Source organism: Streptomyces albicerus (genome assembly GCF_008905045.1).
Taxonomy (GTDB): domain Bacteria; phylum Actinomycetota; class Actinomycetes; order Streptomycetales; family Streptomycetaceae; genus Streptomyces; species Streptomyces albicerus.
Map to the genome: position 1 here is coordinate 51,825 of NZ_VWMY01000063.1, position 15,098 is coordinate 66,922.

Here is a 15,098-nt window from a genome sequence, read left to right on the forward strand (position 1 = left end):
CCGTCAGGGGCCGGTCAGCGGACGATCACAGACGATCAGTAATCGAGGGTGTGGAGGGCATGGAGAACGGCACACCCTAGGCCGGCGTCACGACTCGCCCTCACCGGTGTCGGTGTACGCGGCGGTCGTGCGGTCGGCCCGAGCCCGCGCCACGCCTTCGTCCTCGCCGTCGGCGACACTCGCGGCGTACCACCCCTCACTGCTCAGGGTCACGAACCGGCGCCCTTCCTCGCTCCCGAACCAGGCCATGGCCTCCTGCGGATCCACGGGCGCGCCGGAGGACAGGTGCAGGGTGAGACCGATGAGGGCCATGTCCCATCCGATCCCGACGGCACCGGGCCCGAACTGCGCCCACTTCTCGTCGTCGTCGGGGGCGATGTGATCCAGCTCGAAGCGCGTACCGCCCTCTGCCGCGGGGGTCAGCCGGAGCTCGATCCAGCTGACGTTCCCGTCGAACTCCCAGGTGGCGGTGAAGCCCTTCGGCGGGTCACAGCGCTCGACGGTGCCGCCGGCGTTGCCCTCCAGCTGGTACTTGCCGCCGAGGCGGAGGTCTCCGGAGACGGGCAGAAACCAGCGCGGGATGCGCTCGGGGTTGGTGCAGGCGTCCCACACGTCCTCGACCGTCGAGTCGTACGTCTGGCTCAGGCTCACCACGTGTGCCTCGCCCGCCTTGAAGACGCGGCTGCCGACGTGGCGCCGCACGGCGTTGATCTGATGGGTGACGTCGATCATGGGGTGTTCCTCCGCTGTGAGGGGTCGTCGCTGCCGTCGCCGGACTCACGGAGCCGGCGCTCGCGTTTGCCACGGGCCAGTTCGGTGGCCAGGGCGTCGAGGTGGGGGGTCCAGAAGCGCCGGAAGCGGTCCAGCCACGCGTCGATGTCGCGCAGCGGGTCGGAGTTCACCGCGTAGAGCCGCCTGGTCCCTTCCGGCCGGACCGTGGCGAAACCGTTCTCCCGCAGCACCTTCAGATGCTGCGAGACGCCCGGCTGCGATATCCCGAACTCTTCCCGGATGACCTCGCACACGGCCCCGGAGCTCATCTCACCGTCGGCGAGCAACTCCAGGATCCGACGGCGCACGGGGTCACCTAGTACATCGAATGCGTGCACAGAGGCAATGTATCACCACCCACTTATATAAGCACAAGCAAATAAAGCCATGACTGACTTCCACGCCCGTCGCCATGCCCGCCCGGACGGCGGCCGGTCCGGGCAGACCCGCCAACCCGCCGACCCGCCAACCCGCCAACCCGCCAAACCCGTCACATCACGGCCACGCGATCCGTCACAGGAGAGAGGAGAAACGGGATCCGTCACGACGGCAGCGGACCGACAACAGACCGACACCCGTCACGGCACCCCGACAACACACACAAACCGACCCACCCGACCCGACCGACCCGACAACGGAGAGAGGGCGAACCATGTCACCCCTCATATCCACCATCGAGATCACCCGCCCACCGGGTGAGGTCTTCTCCTACATCACCGATCCCACCCGGTTCACCGAGTGGCAGGGCGACGTCGTGCGCGTACGTACGGAGAAGGACGGCCCGCACGACGTGGGCGCCAGGTTCACGACGACCCGCCGAATCGGCCGCACCGAGCGGACGATGACGCAGGAGGTCACGGAGTTCGACTCACCGGCCCACTGGGCCGTCCGCGGCCTCGACGGCCCTCTCCGCCCGGCCATGGACATCACCGTCGAACCGCTCGCCGAGGGCACCCGCTCCCGCGTCACCTTCGCCCTCGACTTCGCGCCCCAGGGAATCGGCGTACCCCTCCTCCCGCTCGTCCGCCGCCGGGCGCGGAAGGGCGCGCCCATCAGCTATCGGAAGCTGAAGAAGCGGCTTGAGGGCTCGAGCGTGGGGTAGTCGGAGCCGATGACCCCCTCGCCCTTGTACGTCGGAGTGACCGCAGCCGGCGGCCAGACCGGGCGTTACGTCGTCCGCGAACTGGCCCGGCGCGGCCTCCGGACCCGAGGTCTCGTGCACAGCGCCGGTTCGGACGAGGCGGCGCTGAAGGCGGGCGCGAGCGATACGGCACGGATCGACCTCGACGACCCGGCGTCCTTGACTCCGGCGCTCCGAGACCTGACGACGCTCATGTTCATCGCGCCGCCCTTCGACGCGTCCGAGGAGTCCCACGCGGCCCACGCCCTGAAGGCGGCGTCAGCGCAGCACATCAGCCACTTCGTCTACTACTCGGTCCTCCACGCCCACCTCCCCGGCGTACCGCACCACCTGCGCAAACGGAACGTCGAGGCACAGGTGCGCGAGGCCCCGCTGAGCTGGACCACGATCCAGCCGACGATGTACCAGCAGACCCTGCTCGCCCTGGTCGATTCCGCCTCGGACGGCGTCGTCGGCATCCCCTGGAACCCCGCCGCCCACTTCAACCTGGTCGACCTCGCGGACGTGGCGGAGGCAGTGGGCCGGGTGATCACCGCCCCCGCCCTGCACGCCTACGCCTCCTACGAACTGGGCGGCCCCGAGCGCCTGACCACCGAGGAGATGCTGAACCGAATCGCCGAGGCGACGGCCCGCGAGCTGCGACTCGAAGAACTCCCTTCGAGCCGGCCCCCGCTCCCCCCGTCCGTCTCCCGGAGAACAGCGGCGGAGATGGTGGCCATGTTCGCCAAGTACGACGCCGGCTACCCGGCAAACCCGAACGTGCTCCGCTACCTCCTCGACCGGGAGCCCACCTCCCTGGCGTCAACGGCACGCCGGGAACTCGGCACCGAGCCGTCCACCGGTCGGCCGAAGAGCATCTGACACCCCGCCACATCCCCCCGCCCCCACCCGAGATAGCCTTCCCCGAGGGCAAAACGGGCGGTGTCTACTCACCAGGAGACGTACGACCCGGAGAACATCGGCACGACGGACCGGCGCACATGGGACGGTGTCGGGCTCGATGGGTGGGCGGAGTCGGTGGCCGCCCGCGGAAGTCGCGTAACAGGGGTTAACGACGGAACCACAAGCCAGGTTCCGGTTCGACTCCGGTTCTACTTCATTGCCCGGCGTGACCTGCCGTGATACACAGAGTGACCATACGCCTCCTTGTATACCGTCCCCCGCCCCCGAAAGGGCCCCGCGAGGGCCGGTGACAAGGGATCCGACCGAAACCCGCCAATCAATGACGCCAAGTCGACATACGACAGCGTCATTGTCAGCGAGAATGACCCTGACCTCTGCGCAGAGTGGCAGGGGGTGCAGAACAACCCACTAGGGGCGGTGACTTACATGCTTTTCGCAGCCGAAAAGGGCGACATCAACACGATCATCGGCGGAATCGCCCCGGACTGGGGCCCCTTCGGCAGCCTGGGCAACGAGGCGCGGGTGATGATCGAGGTCGTGATGGCGGTCGCCATCCTCCTCTGCCTCGGCATCGCGATCTGGGGCGCGGCGAAGCAACGTATCGGCGCGACAGCCCTCCGCGACACCTTCAGTGCCGAACAAGGCAAGGGTCTCATCATCGCGGGCCTCACCGGAGTCTTCATCATCGGCTCACTCGGCACGCTCTTCACCATCGTGTACGGCATGGCCGTCTAGGCGGCGGCCGCCGGCTCGGCGCCCTCAGACCCGGCCGGGCACGCCCGGTCCCCCTCCAACCCACCCGTCCGTCGTGCCCACCGGCTGAGGTTGCGTTTCCCTGATGTCGAGTCACCACACCGCGCCCGCGCGGGAACCAGCGCGGCTACCGTCGTACTACGCGGTTCAGCACGAGGTTGAGGGGGCGTACGCGGCATGAGTCTCGGCGACGAGCACGGAGCACGCGGCGACGACGGCGGCTACGGAGGTACCGGCCAGACCCGCACGCGGCTCCCGGACGGTGCCAGTGACGTCTACGGCGGCGCACGACGCAGCGGCCGCTCGTCGTCCCGCAGCCTCGTCACAGTGGTGGGTGTGGTAGTGCTCCTGATTGCGGCCATCGCCTTTGCGAACCGTGGTGGCGATGATTCCGGGTCGGGCGACGGGAGCGGGGACAAGGCGGAGACCGCGCCTACGGCTGCGTCGGGGCAGCGGCCGGTGGAGGCGAAGGCGGGCGGGATCCCGTCGGGGTTCGCGCATGACCAGCAGGGCGTGGAGTCGGCCGCCGCGAACTACTCGGTGGTGCTGGTCTCGGCCGACATCCTCAAGCCCGCCCGGCGGAGCGAGATCGTCCAGCAGGTGTTCGTCGCCGACAAGGTGGCCGCACTGGAGGACAAGCTGGACAAGGCGTACTCCAAGGAGTTCCTGAGCAACGTCGGCCTGGACGAGAACGGCAACGCGGCCGCGGGACAGACCTACGTCTCACGCACCATGCCGGTCGGCACCAAGGTCACCGACTACTCGGAGAGCACGGCGACCGTCGAGGTCTGGTGCACGGGTGTGTTCGGCACGGCGGGGGACGACTCGAAGAACCCGGTCAGCAACGACTGGTTCACCATGACGCTTCAGCTGCGGTGGGCCGACGGCGACTGGAAGGTCGACAGCTTCTCCCAGAAGGAAGGCCCGGCGCCGGTGAACGGCGACAACACGGTCTCGCCGTCCGACGAGATCTCGAAGGCCGTCGAAGAGTACGGAGGCTTCACGTATGCCCGGTAGCCCGCGCCGCGTACTGAAGGTCACCGCCGCCGTCGCAGCCGTACAGACCACGCTCGTCCTGCTCGCCACGCGCGCGGCCGCAGCGCCGACGCCGACCCCTTCGCCGTCCGACGACAACTGCGATCTGATCGTCGGCCCCGCCAAGGACTACTGCGAACGCGGCAACGGCGACAAAGGCGACACCAGCCCCGCCCCCGGCGTAACCGACACCCTCGACCCCTTGGCCTCCCTCGCAAAAGGCTGTGCCAACGCCGCCTCCTGGACCATCGACAAGCTCAGTGAAGCGGTCAAGAACACGGCGACCGTCGACTTCACGAACCCCACGTTCCTCCAGCAGTACGCGGTCGTCTTCGCCGCGTCGACGATCCTCACCCTCCTCCTGTGGCTGCTCGCGGTGGCCAAGCGAGCCGTACGAGGTGTCCCCCTCAGCACGGCCATCGGGGAGGCGATCGGCTTCCTCTGGCTGACGGTGTTGGCGTCGGCCTTCACGCCACTCATCCTCTACACCGTCGTATCGGCGACGGACGGCGTCGCGGAGGTCCTCGCCAAGACGACCGGCAACCAGACGGACACGTTCTTCGGCAACTTCTCCGGCGCCCTGAGCAAGGGCACGGACATCGGCGGCGGCCCGATCATGCTGATCGTGGTGTCGCTCGTGTCGATCCTGGCCGCGGGCGTCCTGTGGCTGGAGCTCGTGATCCGCGCCGCGCTGCTCTACGTGGGCGCGCTGCTCGGCACGGTCGTGTATGCCGGGCTCGTCGACAAGAACCTCTGGGGCCACGTCCGCCGCTGGGCGGGCATCATGATCGCCGTGATCCTCGTGAAGCCGGTGATCGTGATCGTGCTCGGCCTGGCGGGAGCCCTGTCCGCCGAGGACGGCCCTGACGCCTTCTCCGCCGTCGTCTCCGGCCTCGCCATCATCCTGCTCGCCATCTTCGCGAGCGCGATGATCTACCGCTTCGTACCGGGCTTCGGCGACGAGATCGCCAACTCCCGCAACAACCGCATCATGCAGGGCGCCGAAGGCAAGGCCGCGGCCGTCATCAGTTCCCCCGCCACCCTCGTCGCCCAGGGCATCAAGACCCACAGCACCCGGGCCGACAACAACGGCGGCGGCGGAGGCGGCGGCAACAACAGCGGCTCCCGCCCGGCGAACCCCGCGTCCGGCGGTGTCGCCGCGCACAGCTCGCGCGGATCCTCGGGCGGCGGCGGATCGGTCCCGACCGCCGCACCCCCGCCACGCAGCAGCCCGGTGAACACCCCCCACGCCGGCAACACACGCAACAGCAGCAACAACCGCACGGGAGGTGAAGGGCGTTGACGACCGAGTCCCATGTGTCCCATCCGGTCACGCCCCGCCGTACATATCTGATCGGCCGCGCCCGGCCGAACGCGGTCGTCGGCCGGAACCGCGAGTCCGGCGAGATCGCGCTGATCATCGCGGGCGCGTTCCTCGGTATGATGTGCGGCCTGCTCGTCCCCGTGCTCTCCCTGCGCATCGTCCTGCTCATGGGCTTCCCGATGCTCGCACTGGCCGCGGTGTACGTGCCGTACAAGCGGCGGACCTTCTACAAGTGGTTCGAGATCAACCGCAGTTACAAGCGCGGCCTCCGCCAGGGCACCGCCTACCGCAGCAACGCCATGGAGGCCGGCACCCATATCGACGGCCGCGAGATCGAGGTCGGCCCGCCCCCGGGCATCGGACGCATCACCTGGCTCGCGGCGCCCTTCGGCCCGGACGAGATCGCCGTCCTCCTGCACGCCGACCGGAAAACCGTCACTGCGGCGATCGAGATCGAGGGCCCGGGCGTCGGCCTGCGCGACAGCGAGGACCAGGAAGCCCTCGTCGACCGCTTCGGCACGCTGCTCAAGCACGTCGCGAACGGCGACGGCTTCGTCACCCGCCTCCAGATGCTCGCCCGTACGCTCCCCGCCGACCCGGACGCCCACGCCAAGGACGTCGTCGTACGCGGCGACGAGCGGGCCCCCGGCTGGCTGCAGCAGTCGTACGACCAGCTCCAGTCCATGGTGTCGACGAGCAGCGAGCAGCACCGCGCCTACCTCGTCGCCTGTATGCACTACTCCCGCGAACTCGCCGCCGAGGCCCAGGCGATGGCCCGCGCCGCGCGCCCGAAGGGCGGCAAGAAGCTCGACAAGGACTCCGGACTGGCCGTCGTCATGGCCCGCGAGCTGACCGACATCTGCTCGCGCCTCCAGGAGGCCGACATCCGGGTGCGCCAGCCGCTCGGACAGGGGCGGCTCGCCTCCCTCGTGCACTCGATGTACGACCCGGACCACCCCATCGACCACATCCAGGCGATGACGAAGCGGAACGCCTGGCCGGCCGAGCTGGACGCCATGGAGCCGACGTACCTCCAGGCGAAGACCCGCGAGTCCTCCACCCGCGCCCCCTGGTGTCACGCCACGGCCTGGGTGAAGGAGTGGCCGATGACCCCGGTGGGTGTCAACTTCCTCGCCCCGCTGCTCGTCCACACCCCGGACGTCATCCGGACGGTCGCCGTCACCATGGACCTCGAACCCACCGAGGTCGCCATCGAGCGCATGCTGACCGAGAAGACGAACGACGAGGCGGAGGCCAGCCGCCAGGCGAAGATGAACCGGACCGTCGACCCGCGCGACGTCGCCTCGCACAACCGCGTCGACCAGCGCGGCCAGGACCTCGCGAGCGGCGCCGCCGGCGTCAACCTCGTCGGCTACATCACCGTCTCGTCCCGCAACCCCGAGGCCCTCGCCCGCGACAAGCGGACCATCCGCGCCTCGGCCGGCAAGTCGTACCTGAAGCTCGAGTGGTGCGACCGCGAGCACCATCGTGCCTTCGTCAACACGCTCCCGTTCGCGACCGGTATCCGGAGGTAGGACTCTATGCGGGATCCGCTGTCCGTCCTCACGGAAGCCTTCACGTCCTTCCTCTTCGGCAAGGTCGAGACGACCCGACCGCCGGTGCGCACGTCCACCGGCCAGGCCCAGGCCGTCTACCTGCCGACCGCCGCGCCCGGCCTCGGCGACTCCGGCGTCATCATCGGCCGCGAGGTGTACTCCGGGAAGGGGTACATCTACGACCCCTTCCAGCTGTACGGACAGCAGCTCCCGGCGCCGCACTGGCTGGTCCTCGGAGAGTCCGGCAACGGCAAGTCGGCGCTCGAGAAGACGTACGTGATGCGGCAGTTGAGGTTCAAGGACCGGCAGGTCGTCGTCCTCGACGCACAGGGTGAGGACGGGGTCGGTGAGTGGAACCTCATCGCCCAGGAGCTGGGCATAACTCCCATCCGGCTCGACCCGACAGCGGCCCTGGACATGGGCATCCGGCTCAACCCGCTCGACCCGGCGATCACGACGACCGGACAGCTCGCGCTGCTCCGGACGATCATCGAGGTCGCGATGGGCCACGGCCTGGACGAGCGCTCCGGCTTCGCCCTGAAGGTCGCGCACGCCTACGTCAACGAGACCATCCTCGACCGCCAGCCCGTCCTGACGGACATCGTCGAGCAACTGCGCCACCCCGAACCGGAGTCGGCGGAGGCGATGAACGTCGCCATAGACGACGTACGGGCGTGGGGCCTGGACGTCGCCCTGGTCCTGGACCGCCTGGTCGACGGCGACCTGCGGGGCATGTTCGACGGCCCCACGACGGTCGGCATCGACCTGGACGCCCCGCTCATCGTCTTCGACCTGTCCCACATCGACCGGAACTCCATCGCCATGCCGATCCTCATGGCGATCGTCGGCGTGTGGCTCGAGCACACCTGGATCCGCCCCGACCGGAAGAAGCGGATCTTCCTGGTCGAGGAGGCCTGGCACATCATCAACAGCCCCTTCGTGGCCCAGCTCTTCCAGCGCCTGCTGAAGTTCGGACGGCGACTGGGTCTGTCGTTCGTGGCGGTGGTCCACCACCTGTCCGACGTCGTCGACGGGGCGGCCGCGAAGGAGGCCGCGGCGATCCTCAAGATGGCCTCGACCAGAACGATCTACGCCCAGAAGGCCGACGAGGCACGATCGACCGGACGGGTGCTCGGCCTGCCCAGATGGGCGGTCGAGATCATCCCCAGCCTCACCCCGGGCATCGCGGTGTGGGACGTCAACGGCAACGTCCAGGTGGTCAAACACCTGATCACCGAGACCGAGCGGCCGCTCGTCTTCACGGACCGCGCCATGACCGAGTCGTCCGCCGACCACCTCACGGACGACGCCCTGCGCGCGGCCGAACTGGAGGCGGAGGAACGGGCAGCCGCCTTCATGGAGCAACACCTGAGCGATCTCGACGACTCGTCCGAGTCCACGGTGGCGTAAGGGAGCGGCCCGAGATGAGACCGGACGATCGCGATCGCCACCGTGAGGGCGCAGGGGGCATCCCCGACGGGCTGTTGGTCGGGGTCCTCGCCTTCGTCCTGGGCATGACCGTGATGGTGTGGACGGCCACAGGCCTGGCCGGCCTCTTCGCCCACGGCTCCTGGCCCGCCAACGTCACCTTCCGCCGTACGCCCCTGGCCATGCGCCAACTGATCGCGACCCCGCACGACATCGCGGCCGCCTGGCCGGACACACCGGAGACCCAGCTCTCGGGGTACGGGCTCTTCTGGGGCCTGTTCATCGGCCAGCTGATGGTGCTCCTGGTCCTGACGGTGTTCGTACTGGGGACGGTGGCGAGGTGGCGGGCGGGGAGGGCACGGCGCAGGACGCTCGCCGCGGCGGAGTCGGATATCTCGCGGGGGCCCGACCCTCGCGAGGCCGCTCCGGGCCGGACGACGGAGGGTCATGAGGCGGGTCGCCCGGCGGGGAAACATCCGGCAGGAGCGCACCCGGCAGAAGGATGGCCGACGGCGGAAACCCCCGCGGCAGCGCACCCGTCAGCCAGCCGGCCCGGGGAGTCCCACCCACCGGCGGCGCACTCCACAACATCCTCCGTCCCGGCGCGGTCGGCGGAGCCGCCGCCGGAATCGGTTCCTGTGGCAACTGACAGCAAACGGGCAGGCGGGTGGGAAAGCTCCGTTCCAGCCCCGCGGGGCCCCGTCATCCTCGGCTCACCCGAAACCCGCCACCCGCTCGCGGTCCAAGCCATCCGCGACGCGGACGGCCCGGTCCTGGTCATCACGTCCAACCCGACCCTCTGGTCGGACACCAAGGACGCCCGGGCGAAACTGGGCCCGGTCCTCCTCTACGACCCCGCCCACCTCTGCGACACCCCGGCCCGCCTCCACTGGTCCCCTTCAGCCGGCTGCGAGGACAAGGACACCGCGAAGGCCCGCGCGGCAGCGCTCCTCGCCCCGGTCCGCCCCACCGCGAAGATCGACCAGACAGTCGCCGACACAGCGGAAACGCTCCTGCGCTGCTACCTGCACGCCGCCGCCGTGGACGGCCGCACCATCCGCCACGTCCACCGCTGGGCCCAGGGCACCCAGGTCCAGGACGCCGTACGCGCCCTCCGTACGAATCCCAAGGCCGCGTCCGGCTCCGCGGGCGAACTCGAAGCCGCGCTCACCTCTCATCCCGAACGCCGGGACATCGCCCAGGAGTTGACAGCCCGGGCCCTTTCGTCGCTTTTCACGGTCAACATCCGCGAAGCCTGTACCCCCAACCGAACCGACACGCTCACCTTGGATTCCTTCGTCAACGAAGGGGGCACGCTTTATGTGGTCGGTGAACCCATCGAGGACCCCAGGGCGAATCCCGGCGCGATGCCCCTGCTGACGGCCCTCGCCTCAAGCGTGGTCGAGCGCGGCCGGCGCATGGCCGAACGGTCATCCTCCGGTCGCCTCGACCCACCACTCACGCTCGTCCTGGACGATGTGGCCGCGGTCGCCCCGCTCCCCCAACTCCCGGACCTGCTCGCATCGAGCGCGCCGGGCACGGGCGCGGGCACCGGCCCGGACCAAGGCCTCCCCACCCTCGCCCTCCTCCGCTCCCGCGAACAGGCCCGCTCCCGCTGGCCCCACCACGAACTCCCGGTCTGACGGTCGAACTCCCCGCCCCCTAGGGCCGCTTGAGCACGAACTCCAGCTCCCGAGCCGTGGGATCCCCCTCCACCGGCAGCGTCTCCCCCGTGGGCACGAACCCCATCTTCCGGTAGAAGCCCTCGGCCCGAGCGTTCCGCGAGTGCACGAACAGCCGCACCCGCTCGACCCCGGCCACCTCCCACGCCCAGTCCAGGGCATACGCGAAGAGCCACTCGGTGAGCCCCTGCCCGCGCGCCTCGGGACGTACGTAGACCGCCACGAGATGCGCCTGACGCTCCTCGTTCACGCCGCCGAGGGCGCCTTTCTCCCCGGCCTCCTCCACGAGCACGACCACGGACCCGACCCACCGCCCGTCGGGAGCCTCGACCACGATCTGCTGCCGCTCGAGCACGCCTTCCGCGGCCCCCGCAGCCCGCTCCTGCCAGAAGCTGTCGGGCCGGCCCACGGCATCCTCGTACGTCTCCAGGAAGGCAAGATGCGCCACCGGATCCCGCAGCGCGGCCAGCCGGAGCTCCTTCACCGCAGGCCACTCATCAGGACGTATCGAACGGATCACGTGCTTCATGAGGGTCACCGTAATACCCGGGTACTACACCCTTCACCTCATATCCCGCCGCCGTCCGACGCCCCGGCCCCCCGGCCCGGCCGAGCATCGAAGACATGATTACGGCCTCCGAACTGACCAAACGCTACGGCGACAAGACAGTCGTGTCCGACCTCACCTTCACCGTCCGCCCGGGCACGGTCACCGGCTTCCTCGGCCCCAACGGCGCCGGCAAGTCCACCACCATGCGCATGATCCTCGGCCTGGACGCACCGACCCACGGCAGCGCCACCGTCGGCGACCGCGCGTACGCCGACCACTCCGCACCCCTCCACGAGGTCGGCGCGCTCCTGGAGGCCCGCTCGGTCCACCCGGGCCGCACGGCCTACCACCACCTTGTCGCGCTCGCCCTCACCCACGGCATCCCCAGAAGCCGCGTCGCACACGTCCTGGACCTCACCGGCCTGACCGACGTGGCCGGACAGCGGGTCAAGGGCTTCTCCCTCGGCATGGGCCAACGCCTCGGCATCGCGGCCGCGCTGCTCGGCGACCCGGCCACGGTCATCCTCGACGAACCGGTCAACGGCCTCGACCCCGAGGGCGTCCTGTGGATCCGCACGCTCCTCAAGTCCCTTGCCGCGGAAGGCCGTACGGTCTTCGTCTCCTCCCACCTGATGAGCGAGATGGCCCTGACCGCCGAGCACCTGATCATCATCGGCAGGGGCCGGCTACTGGCCGACACGACCGTCGACAGGTTCGTACGCGAATCGGGCGCGGGCACCGTCAAGGTCGTCACCCCCGAAGCCGGCCTGCTCACCGAGCTGCTCGCGGCACCCGAGGTCGACGTGACCAGCTCCGCCCCCGGCGCCCTCGAAGTCCGCGGCACAGATGCCGAACACATCGGCCGCACCGCCGCCGCGCACGGCATCCCGCTCTTCGAACTCACCCCGCACGCCGCCTCGTTGGAGGAGGCCTTCATGGACCTGACCCGCGACTCCCTCGAGTTCGCCGCACACCTGGAGCCGGCATGACCACCATCGCCCTCACCCCGGCCCGCGTCCTGCGCTCCGAATGGCACAAGCTGTGGACGGTCCGCTCCACCTGGATCATGCTCGCCGCGGCGACGGCCCTGACCGTCGGCGTCGGCATCGCGATCGCCGCGTCGTACGACCAGGACGGCGGCGAGGCAGCCCGCTTCGACCCGGTCCAGTTCCTCCTCTTCGGCACCCAGTTCTCGCAGATCATCCTGGCCGTCGTCGCCGTCCTTTTCATCTCGGGCGAGTACGGCACGGGGATGGTCCGCTCCACGATGGTGGCCGTACCGCGCCGCATCCCGGTCCTGTGGTCCAAGGCCGGCGTCGTCACCGCGGTCACCTTCACGGCCACACTCGCCACGCTCCTCGTCACCTTCGTATCGGGACAGCTCTTCCTCGACGGCACCGACAAGGAACTGTCCCTCACCGACCCCGGCGTGTTCGGCACCCTGCTCGCCGGCACGGCGGGCCTGACCGCCCTGGCTCTCATCGGCCTCGGCCTCGGCGCCCTGCTCCGCTCGGTCCCCGGCGGCATCACCGCCTTCATCGGAGGCGTCACCGTCCTCCCGGAGGTTCTCAGGATGTTCCCGTACGACGTGATGGACAGCGTCGCCAAGTACTTCCCCGGCCGGGCCGCCGAGGGCCTGATGACCCTGCGCGACACCTCCGACTACGCGACCACGGGCCCCGCCCTCCTCGCCCTCACCCTGTGGACGGCGGCGATCCTGGCCGCGGCGGCGCTGCTCCTCAAGCGACGGGACGTATGACCGCCTCCCCTACGCCCAACTCCCGTACGCGCGGCTCCCGTACGAGGATGGGACGGTGACCGAGAAACGGGACTGGCACCGGAACTGGCTGCGCAGGGCCCGCGACCAGAGCCGCCGGGACCTCGTCCGCCGGGACCAGGCCTGGCGCGACCAGTCCTGGCGGGGCTGGTCACCGGACGGGGCACGACAGCAGCCGGTCACCCGCCAGATCCACCGCCTCACCCAGCGGGCACGCGCGTTCGACCGGAACCATCCACTGGTGTGGGACGTCCTGGTCACGGGCTTCTTCCTGACCGCCGCCGGCATCGACATCCTGGGCGGCGGCTGGCGCAACATCACCGAGAACCCGGACGCGCCGACCTGGCTGCTCACCATCCTGACCCTGGGCTTCACCCTCCCGCTCCTCTGGCGCCGCACCCGTCCCTTCGCGGTCCTCCTGTCGATGCTTCCGCTCGCCGCCGCCAACGCCTGGACAGGAGCCGGTCTCCAGGCAAGCCTGACCCTGCTCGTCGTCACGTTCAACGTCGCTCTGCACACCCGTCTGCGCACCCTGCTCTGGTCGTACGCCCTCACCCTGGGACCGATCACCGTGGACGCCTTCCGCTACCCCGATGAACAGGGCGCCGACCAGACCTTCTTCCCGCAGGCGACCCGCCTCGCCATGGTGGCGATCGTCGGCATCTCCTACCGCACCCGTCAGGAGTACCTCGCCTCCCTCGTCGAACGCGCCCGCCAACTGGAGGTGGAACGCGACCAGCAGGCCCAACTCGCCACCGCCGCCGAACGCACCCGCATCGCCCGCGAGATGCACGACATCATCGGCCACAACCTCTCGGTCATCACCAGCCTCGCGGACGGCGGTTCCTACGCCGCCGCCAAGAACCCGGAACGCGCCGCACAGGCCCTGACCGCCATCGGCACCACCAGCCGCCAGGCCCTGGGCGAACTCCGCCGCCTCCTCGACGTACTGCGCACCGACCCCCGGGGAGTCGAGCCCTCAGCGGCCGAATCCCCGGAACTCGAGATGGCCCCCCAGCCCTCCCTCACCGACCTCGACCAACTCATCGACGGCGTACGCTCCGCCGGCCTCCCCGTCCGCACCACCATCCACGGCTACGCCACCACCCTCCCTCCGGGCCGCCAGCTCACCGTCTACCGAGTCATCCAGGAAGCCCTCACGAACACCCTCAAACACGGCGGCCCCGCCGCGACATCGACCGTCTCCGTCTCGTACGAGAACGGGGGCGCGGTGACGGTGACAGTGACCGACACGGGCCGCGGGGGCGGCCCCCATCCGAACGGCACCCCGGGCCGCGGCCTCACCGGAATGCGCGAGCGAACCGCCTTGTACGGCGGCACACTTGAGTCCGGCCCGCTCCCGGAACACGGCTGGCGCGTCCACCTTCACCTACCGGAGGAAACCCCGCAGTGACCACCGTGCTCATCGCCGACGACCAGCCACTGCAGCGCTTCGGCTTCCGCATGCTCCTGGAGAGCCAGGACGACATGACGGTCCTGGGCGAGGCGGGCAACGGCAGCGAGGCCGTCCGCATGACCGCCGAACTCCACCCCGACGTGGTCCTGATGGACATCCGCATGCCCGGCCTCGACGGCATCGAGGCCACCCGCCGCATCGTCTCCTCGGGCGACCGCACCCGCGTCCTCATCCTCACCACCTTCGACCTGGACGAGTACGCGTACGCCGGCCTGCGAGCGGGCGCCTCCGGCTTCCTCATCAAAGACGCACAGCCCGAGGAACTCCTCTCCGGCATCCGCTCGGTGGCCACCGGCGACGCGGTCGTAGCCCCGAGCCTGACCCGCCGCCTGCTCGACGCATACGCCCAGCACCTCCCCACGGCGAACTCGGACTCACCTCCCGGCCTGGACCCACGCCTCGCCCCCCTCACAGACCGCGAACGCGAAATCCTGACGGTCATCGGAAAGGGCTGGACGAACCTGGAGATCTCCGCACGCCTCCACCTGGCCGAATCGACAGTGAAGACCCACGTAAGCCGAATCCTCGCGAAGACGGGCTCCCGGGACCGCATTCAGGCGGTGATTCTGGCGTACGACACAAGGTTGGTACAGCCGTCCTGAAATGCACCCGGAACACAAAAAAGCCCCCGCACCGAAGTGCGGGGGCTTTTCTTTAAAATTTGTTCGGCGGTGTCCTACTCTCCCACAGGGTCCCCCCTG

General features: G+C 69.6%; 15 protein-coding genes. 12 read left to right on the forward strand and 3 right to left on the reverse strand.

The window, feature by feature from the left end; genetic code table 11:
• Positions 1 to 87: 87 nt before the first annotated feature.
• A complete protein-coding gene (locus GAS53_RS42095) occupies positions 88 to 732 on the reverse strand; it encodes an SRPBCC family protein (RefSeq protein ID WP_151483050.1) in 645 nt (214 codons plus the stop codon).
• Entirely contained in the window at positions 729 to 1,118 is a 390-nt protein-coding gene (locus GAS53_RS42100) for an ArsR/SmtB family transcription factor (protein ID WP_404829407.1), read from the reverse strand. The genes GAS53_RS42095 and GAS53_RS42100 overlap by 4 nt, the downstream gene beginning before the upstream one ends.
• Before the next feature lie 305 nt (positions 1,119 to 1,423).
• Here GAS53_RS42100 and GAS53_RS42105 point away from each other — a divergent pair, with 305 nt between their 5' ends.
• The 8 genes from GAS53_RS42105 (at position 1,424) to GAS53_RS42140 (ending at position 10,554) form a co-directional block, all read left to right on the forward strand.
• A complete protein-coding gene (locus GAS53_RS42105) occupies positions 1,424 to 1,873 on the forward strand; it encodes an SRPBCC family protein (protein ID WP_151483052.1) in 450 nt (149 codons plus the stop codon).
• Between the two features lie 9 nt (positions 1,874 to 1,882).
• Positions 1,883 to 2,773 (forward strand): SDR family oxidoreductase, encoded by an 891-nt coding sequence (locus tag GAS53_RS42110; protein ID WP_151483053.1) that lies wholly within the window; start codon positions 1,883 to 1,885, stop codon positions 2,771 to 2,773.
• A gap of 468 nt (positions 2,774 to 3,241) precedes the next feature.
• A complete protein-coding gene (locus tag GAS53_RS42115; RefSeq protein ID WP_151483054.1) occupies positions 3,242 to 3,550 on the forward strand; it encodes a hypothetical protein in 309 nt (102 codons plus the stop codon).
• A 195-nt stretch (positions 3,551 to 3,745) separates the two neighbouring features.
• The gene (locus GAS53_RS42120) at positions 3,746 to 4,585 is read left to right on the forward strand and encodes a hypothetical protein (RefSeq protein ID WP_151483055.1); all 840 of its coding nucleotides are present in this window, start codon (positions 3,746 to 3,748) and stop codon (positions 4,583 to 4,585) included.
• The gene (locus tag GAS53_RS42125; RefSeq protein WP_151483056.1) at positions 4,575 to 5,906 is read left to right on the forward strand and encodes a hypothetical protein; all 1,332 of its coding nucleotides are present in this window, start codon (positions 4,575 to 4,577) and stop codon (positions 5,904 to 5,906) included. Before GAS53_RS42120 ends, GAS53_RS42125 begins: the two co-directional genes overlap by 11 nt.
• Complete coding sequence (locus tag GAS53_RS42130) at positions 5,903 to 7,462, forward strand: SCO6880 family protein (protein ID WP_151483057.1); 1,560 nt, start codon at positions 5,903 to 5,905, stop codon at positions 7,460 to 7,462. The genes GAS53_RS42125 and GAS53_RS42130 overlap by 4 nt, the downstream gene beginning before the upstream one ends.
• A 6-nt stretch (positions 7,463 to 7,468) precedes the next feature.
• The gene (locus GAS53_RS42135) at positions 7,469 to 8,893 is read left to right on the forward strand and encodes an ATP-binding protein (RefSeq protein WP_151483058.1); all 1,425 of its coding nucleotides are present in this window, start codon (positions 7,469 to 7,471) and stop codon (positions 8,891 to 8,893) included.
• 14 nt (positions 8,894 to 8,907) lie between these two features.
• Positions 8,908 to 10,554 (forward strand): type VI secretion protein, encoded by a 1,647-nt coding sequence (locus GAS53_RS42140; RefSeq protein ID WP_151483059.1) that lies wholly within the window; start codon positions 8,908 to 8,910, stop codon positions 10,552 to 10,554.
• A 19-nt stretch (positions 10,555 to 10,573) separates the two neighbouring features.
• Here the strand turns inward: GAS53_RS42140 and GAS53_RS42145 are convergent, their stop codons facing one another.
• Positions 10,574 to 11,122 (reverse strand): GNAT family N-acetyltransferase, encoded by a 549-nt coding sequence (locus tag GAS53_RS42145; protein ID WP_151483060.1) that lies wholly within the window; start codon positions 11,120 to 11,122, stop codon positions 10,574 to 10,576.
• Positions 11,123 to 11,217: 95 nt separating this feature from the next.
• On the opposite strand from GAS53_RS42145, the gene GAS53_RS42150 reads away from it, so the two are divergent.
• The 4 genes from GAS53_RS42150 to GAS53_RS42165 all read left to right on the forward strand — a co-directional run bounded on the left by GAS53_RS42150 (position 11,218) and on the right by GAS53_RS42165 (position 14,999).
• Complete coding sequence (locus GAS53_RS42150; RefSeq protein WP_151483061.1) at positions 11,218 to 12,132, forward strand: ATP-binding cassette domain-containing protein; 915 nt, start codon at positions 11,218 to 11,220, stop codon at positions 12,130 to 12,132.
• Positions 12,129 to 12,902 carry an ABC transporter permease gene (locus GAS53_RS42155; RefSeq protein WP_151483062.1) on the forward strand — a complete coding sequence of 258 codons (774 nt, stop codon included), beginning with the start codon at positions 12,129 to 12,131 and terminating at the stop codon, positions 12,900 to 12,902. Before GAS53_RS42150 ends, GAS53_RS42155 begins: the two co-directional genes overlap by 4 nt.
• Positions 12,903 to 13,110: 208 nt before the next feature.
• Positions 13,111 to 14,334, forward strand: coding sequence for a sensor histidine kinase (locus tag GAS53_RS42160; RefSeq protein ID WP_225859422.1), 1,224 nt, complete (start codon positions 13,111 to 13,113; stop codon positions 14,332 to 14,334).
• Positions 14,331 to 14,999: a response regulator gene (locus GAS53_RS42165; protein ID WP_151483063.1), complete on the forward strand. Its 669-nt coding sequence runs from the start codon at positions 14,331 to 14,333 to the stop codon at positions 14,997 to 14,999. The genes GAS53_RS42160 and GAS53_RS42165 overlap by 4 nt, the downstream gene beginning before the upstream one ends.
• Positions 15,000 to 15,098 lie beyond the last annotated feature (99 nt).

Coding starts and splice junctions, on each gene's coding strand:
- GAS53_RS42095 (WP_151483050.1), bottom strand. CDS start 732: ATGATCGACGTCACCCATCAGATCAACGCCGTGCGGCGCCACGTCGGC.
- GAS53_RS42105 (WP_151483052.1), top strand. CDS start 1,424: ATGTCACCCCTCATATCCACCATCGAGATCACCCGCCCACCGGGTGAG.
- GAS53_RS42110 (WP_151483053.1), top strand. CDS start 1,883: ATGACCCCCTCGCCCTTGTACGTCGGAGTGACCGCAGCCGGCGGCCAG.
- GAS53_RS42115 (WP_151483054.1), top strand. CDS start 3,242: ATGCTTTTCGCAGCCGAAAAGGGCGACATCAACACGATCATCGGCGGA.
- GAS53_RS42120 (WP_151483055.1), top strand. CDS start 3,746: ATGAGTCTCGGCGACGAGCACGGAGCACGCGGCGACGACGGCGGCTAC.
- GAS53_RS42125 (WP_151483056.1), top strand. CDS start 4,575: ATGCCCGGTAGCCCGCGCCGCGTACTGAAGGTCACCGCCGCCGTCGCA.
- GAS53_RS42135 (WP_151483058.1), top strand. CDS start 7,469: ATGCGGGATCCGCTGTCCGTCCTCACGGAAGCCTTCACGTCCTTCCTC.
- GAS53_RS42140 (WP_151483059.1), top strand. CDS start 8,908: ATGAGACCGGACGATCGCGATCGCCACCGTGAGGGCGCAGGGGGCATC.
- GAS53_RS42145 (WP_151483060.1), bottom strand. CDS start 11,122: ATGAAGCACGTGATCCGTTCGATACGTCCTGATGAGTGGCCTGCGGTG.
- GAS53_RS42150 (WP_151483061.1), top strand. CDS start 11,218: ATGATTACGGCCTCCGAACTGACCAAACGCTACGGCGACAAGACAGTC.
- GAS53_RS42155 (WP_151483062.1), top strand. CDS start 12,129: ATGACCACCATCGCCCTCACCCCGGCCCGCGTCCTGCGCTCCGAATGG.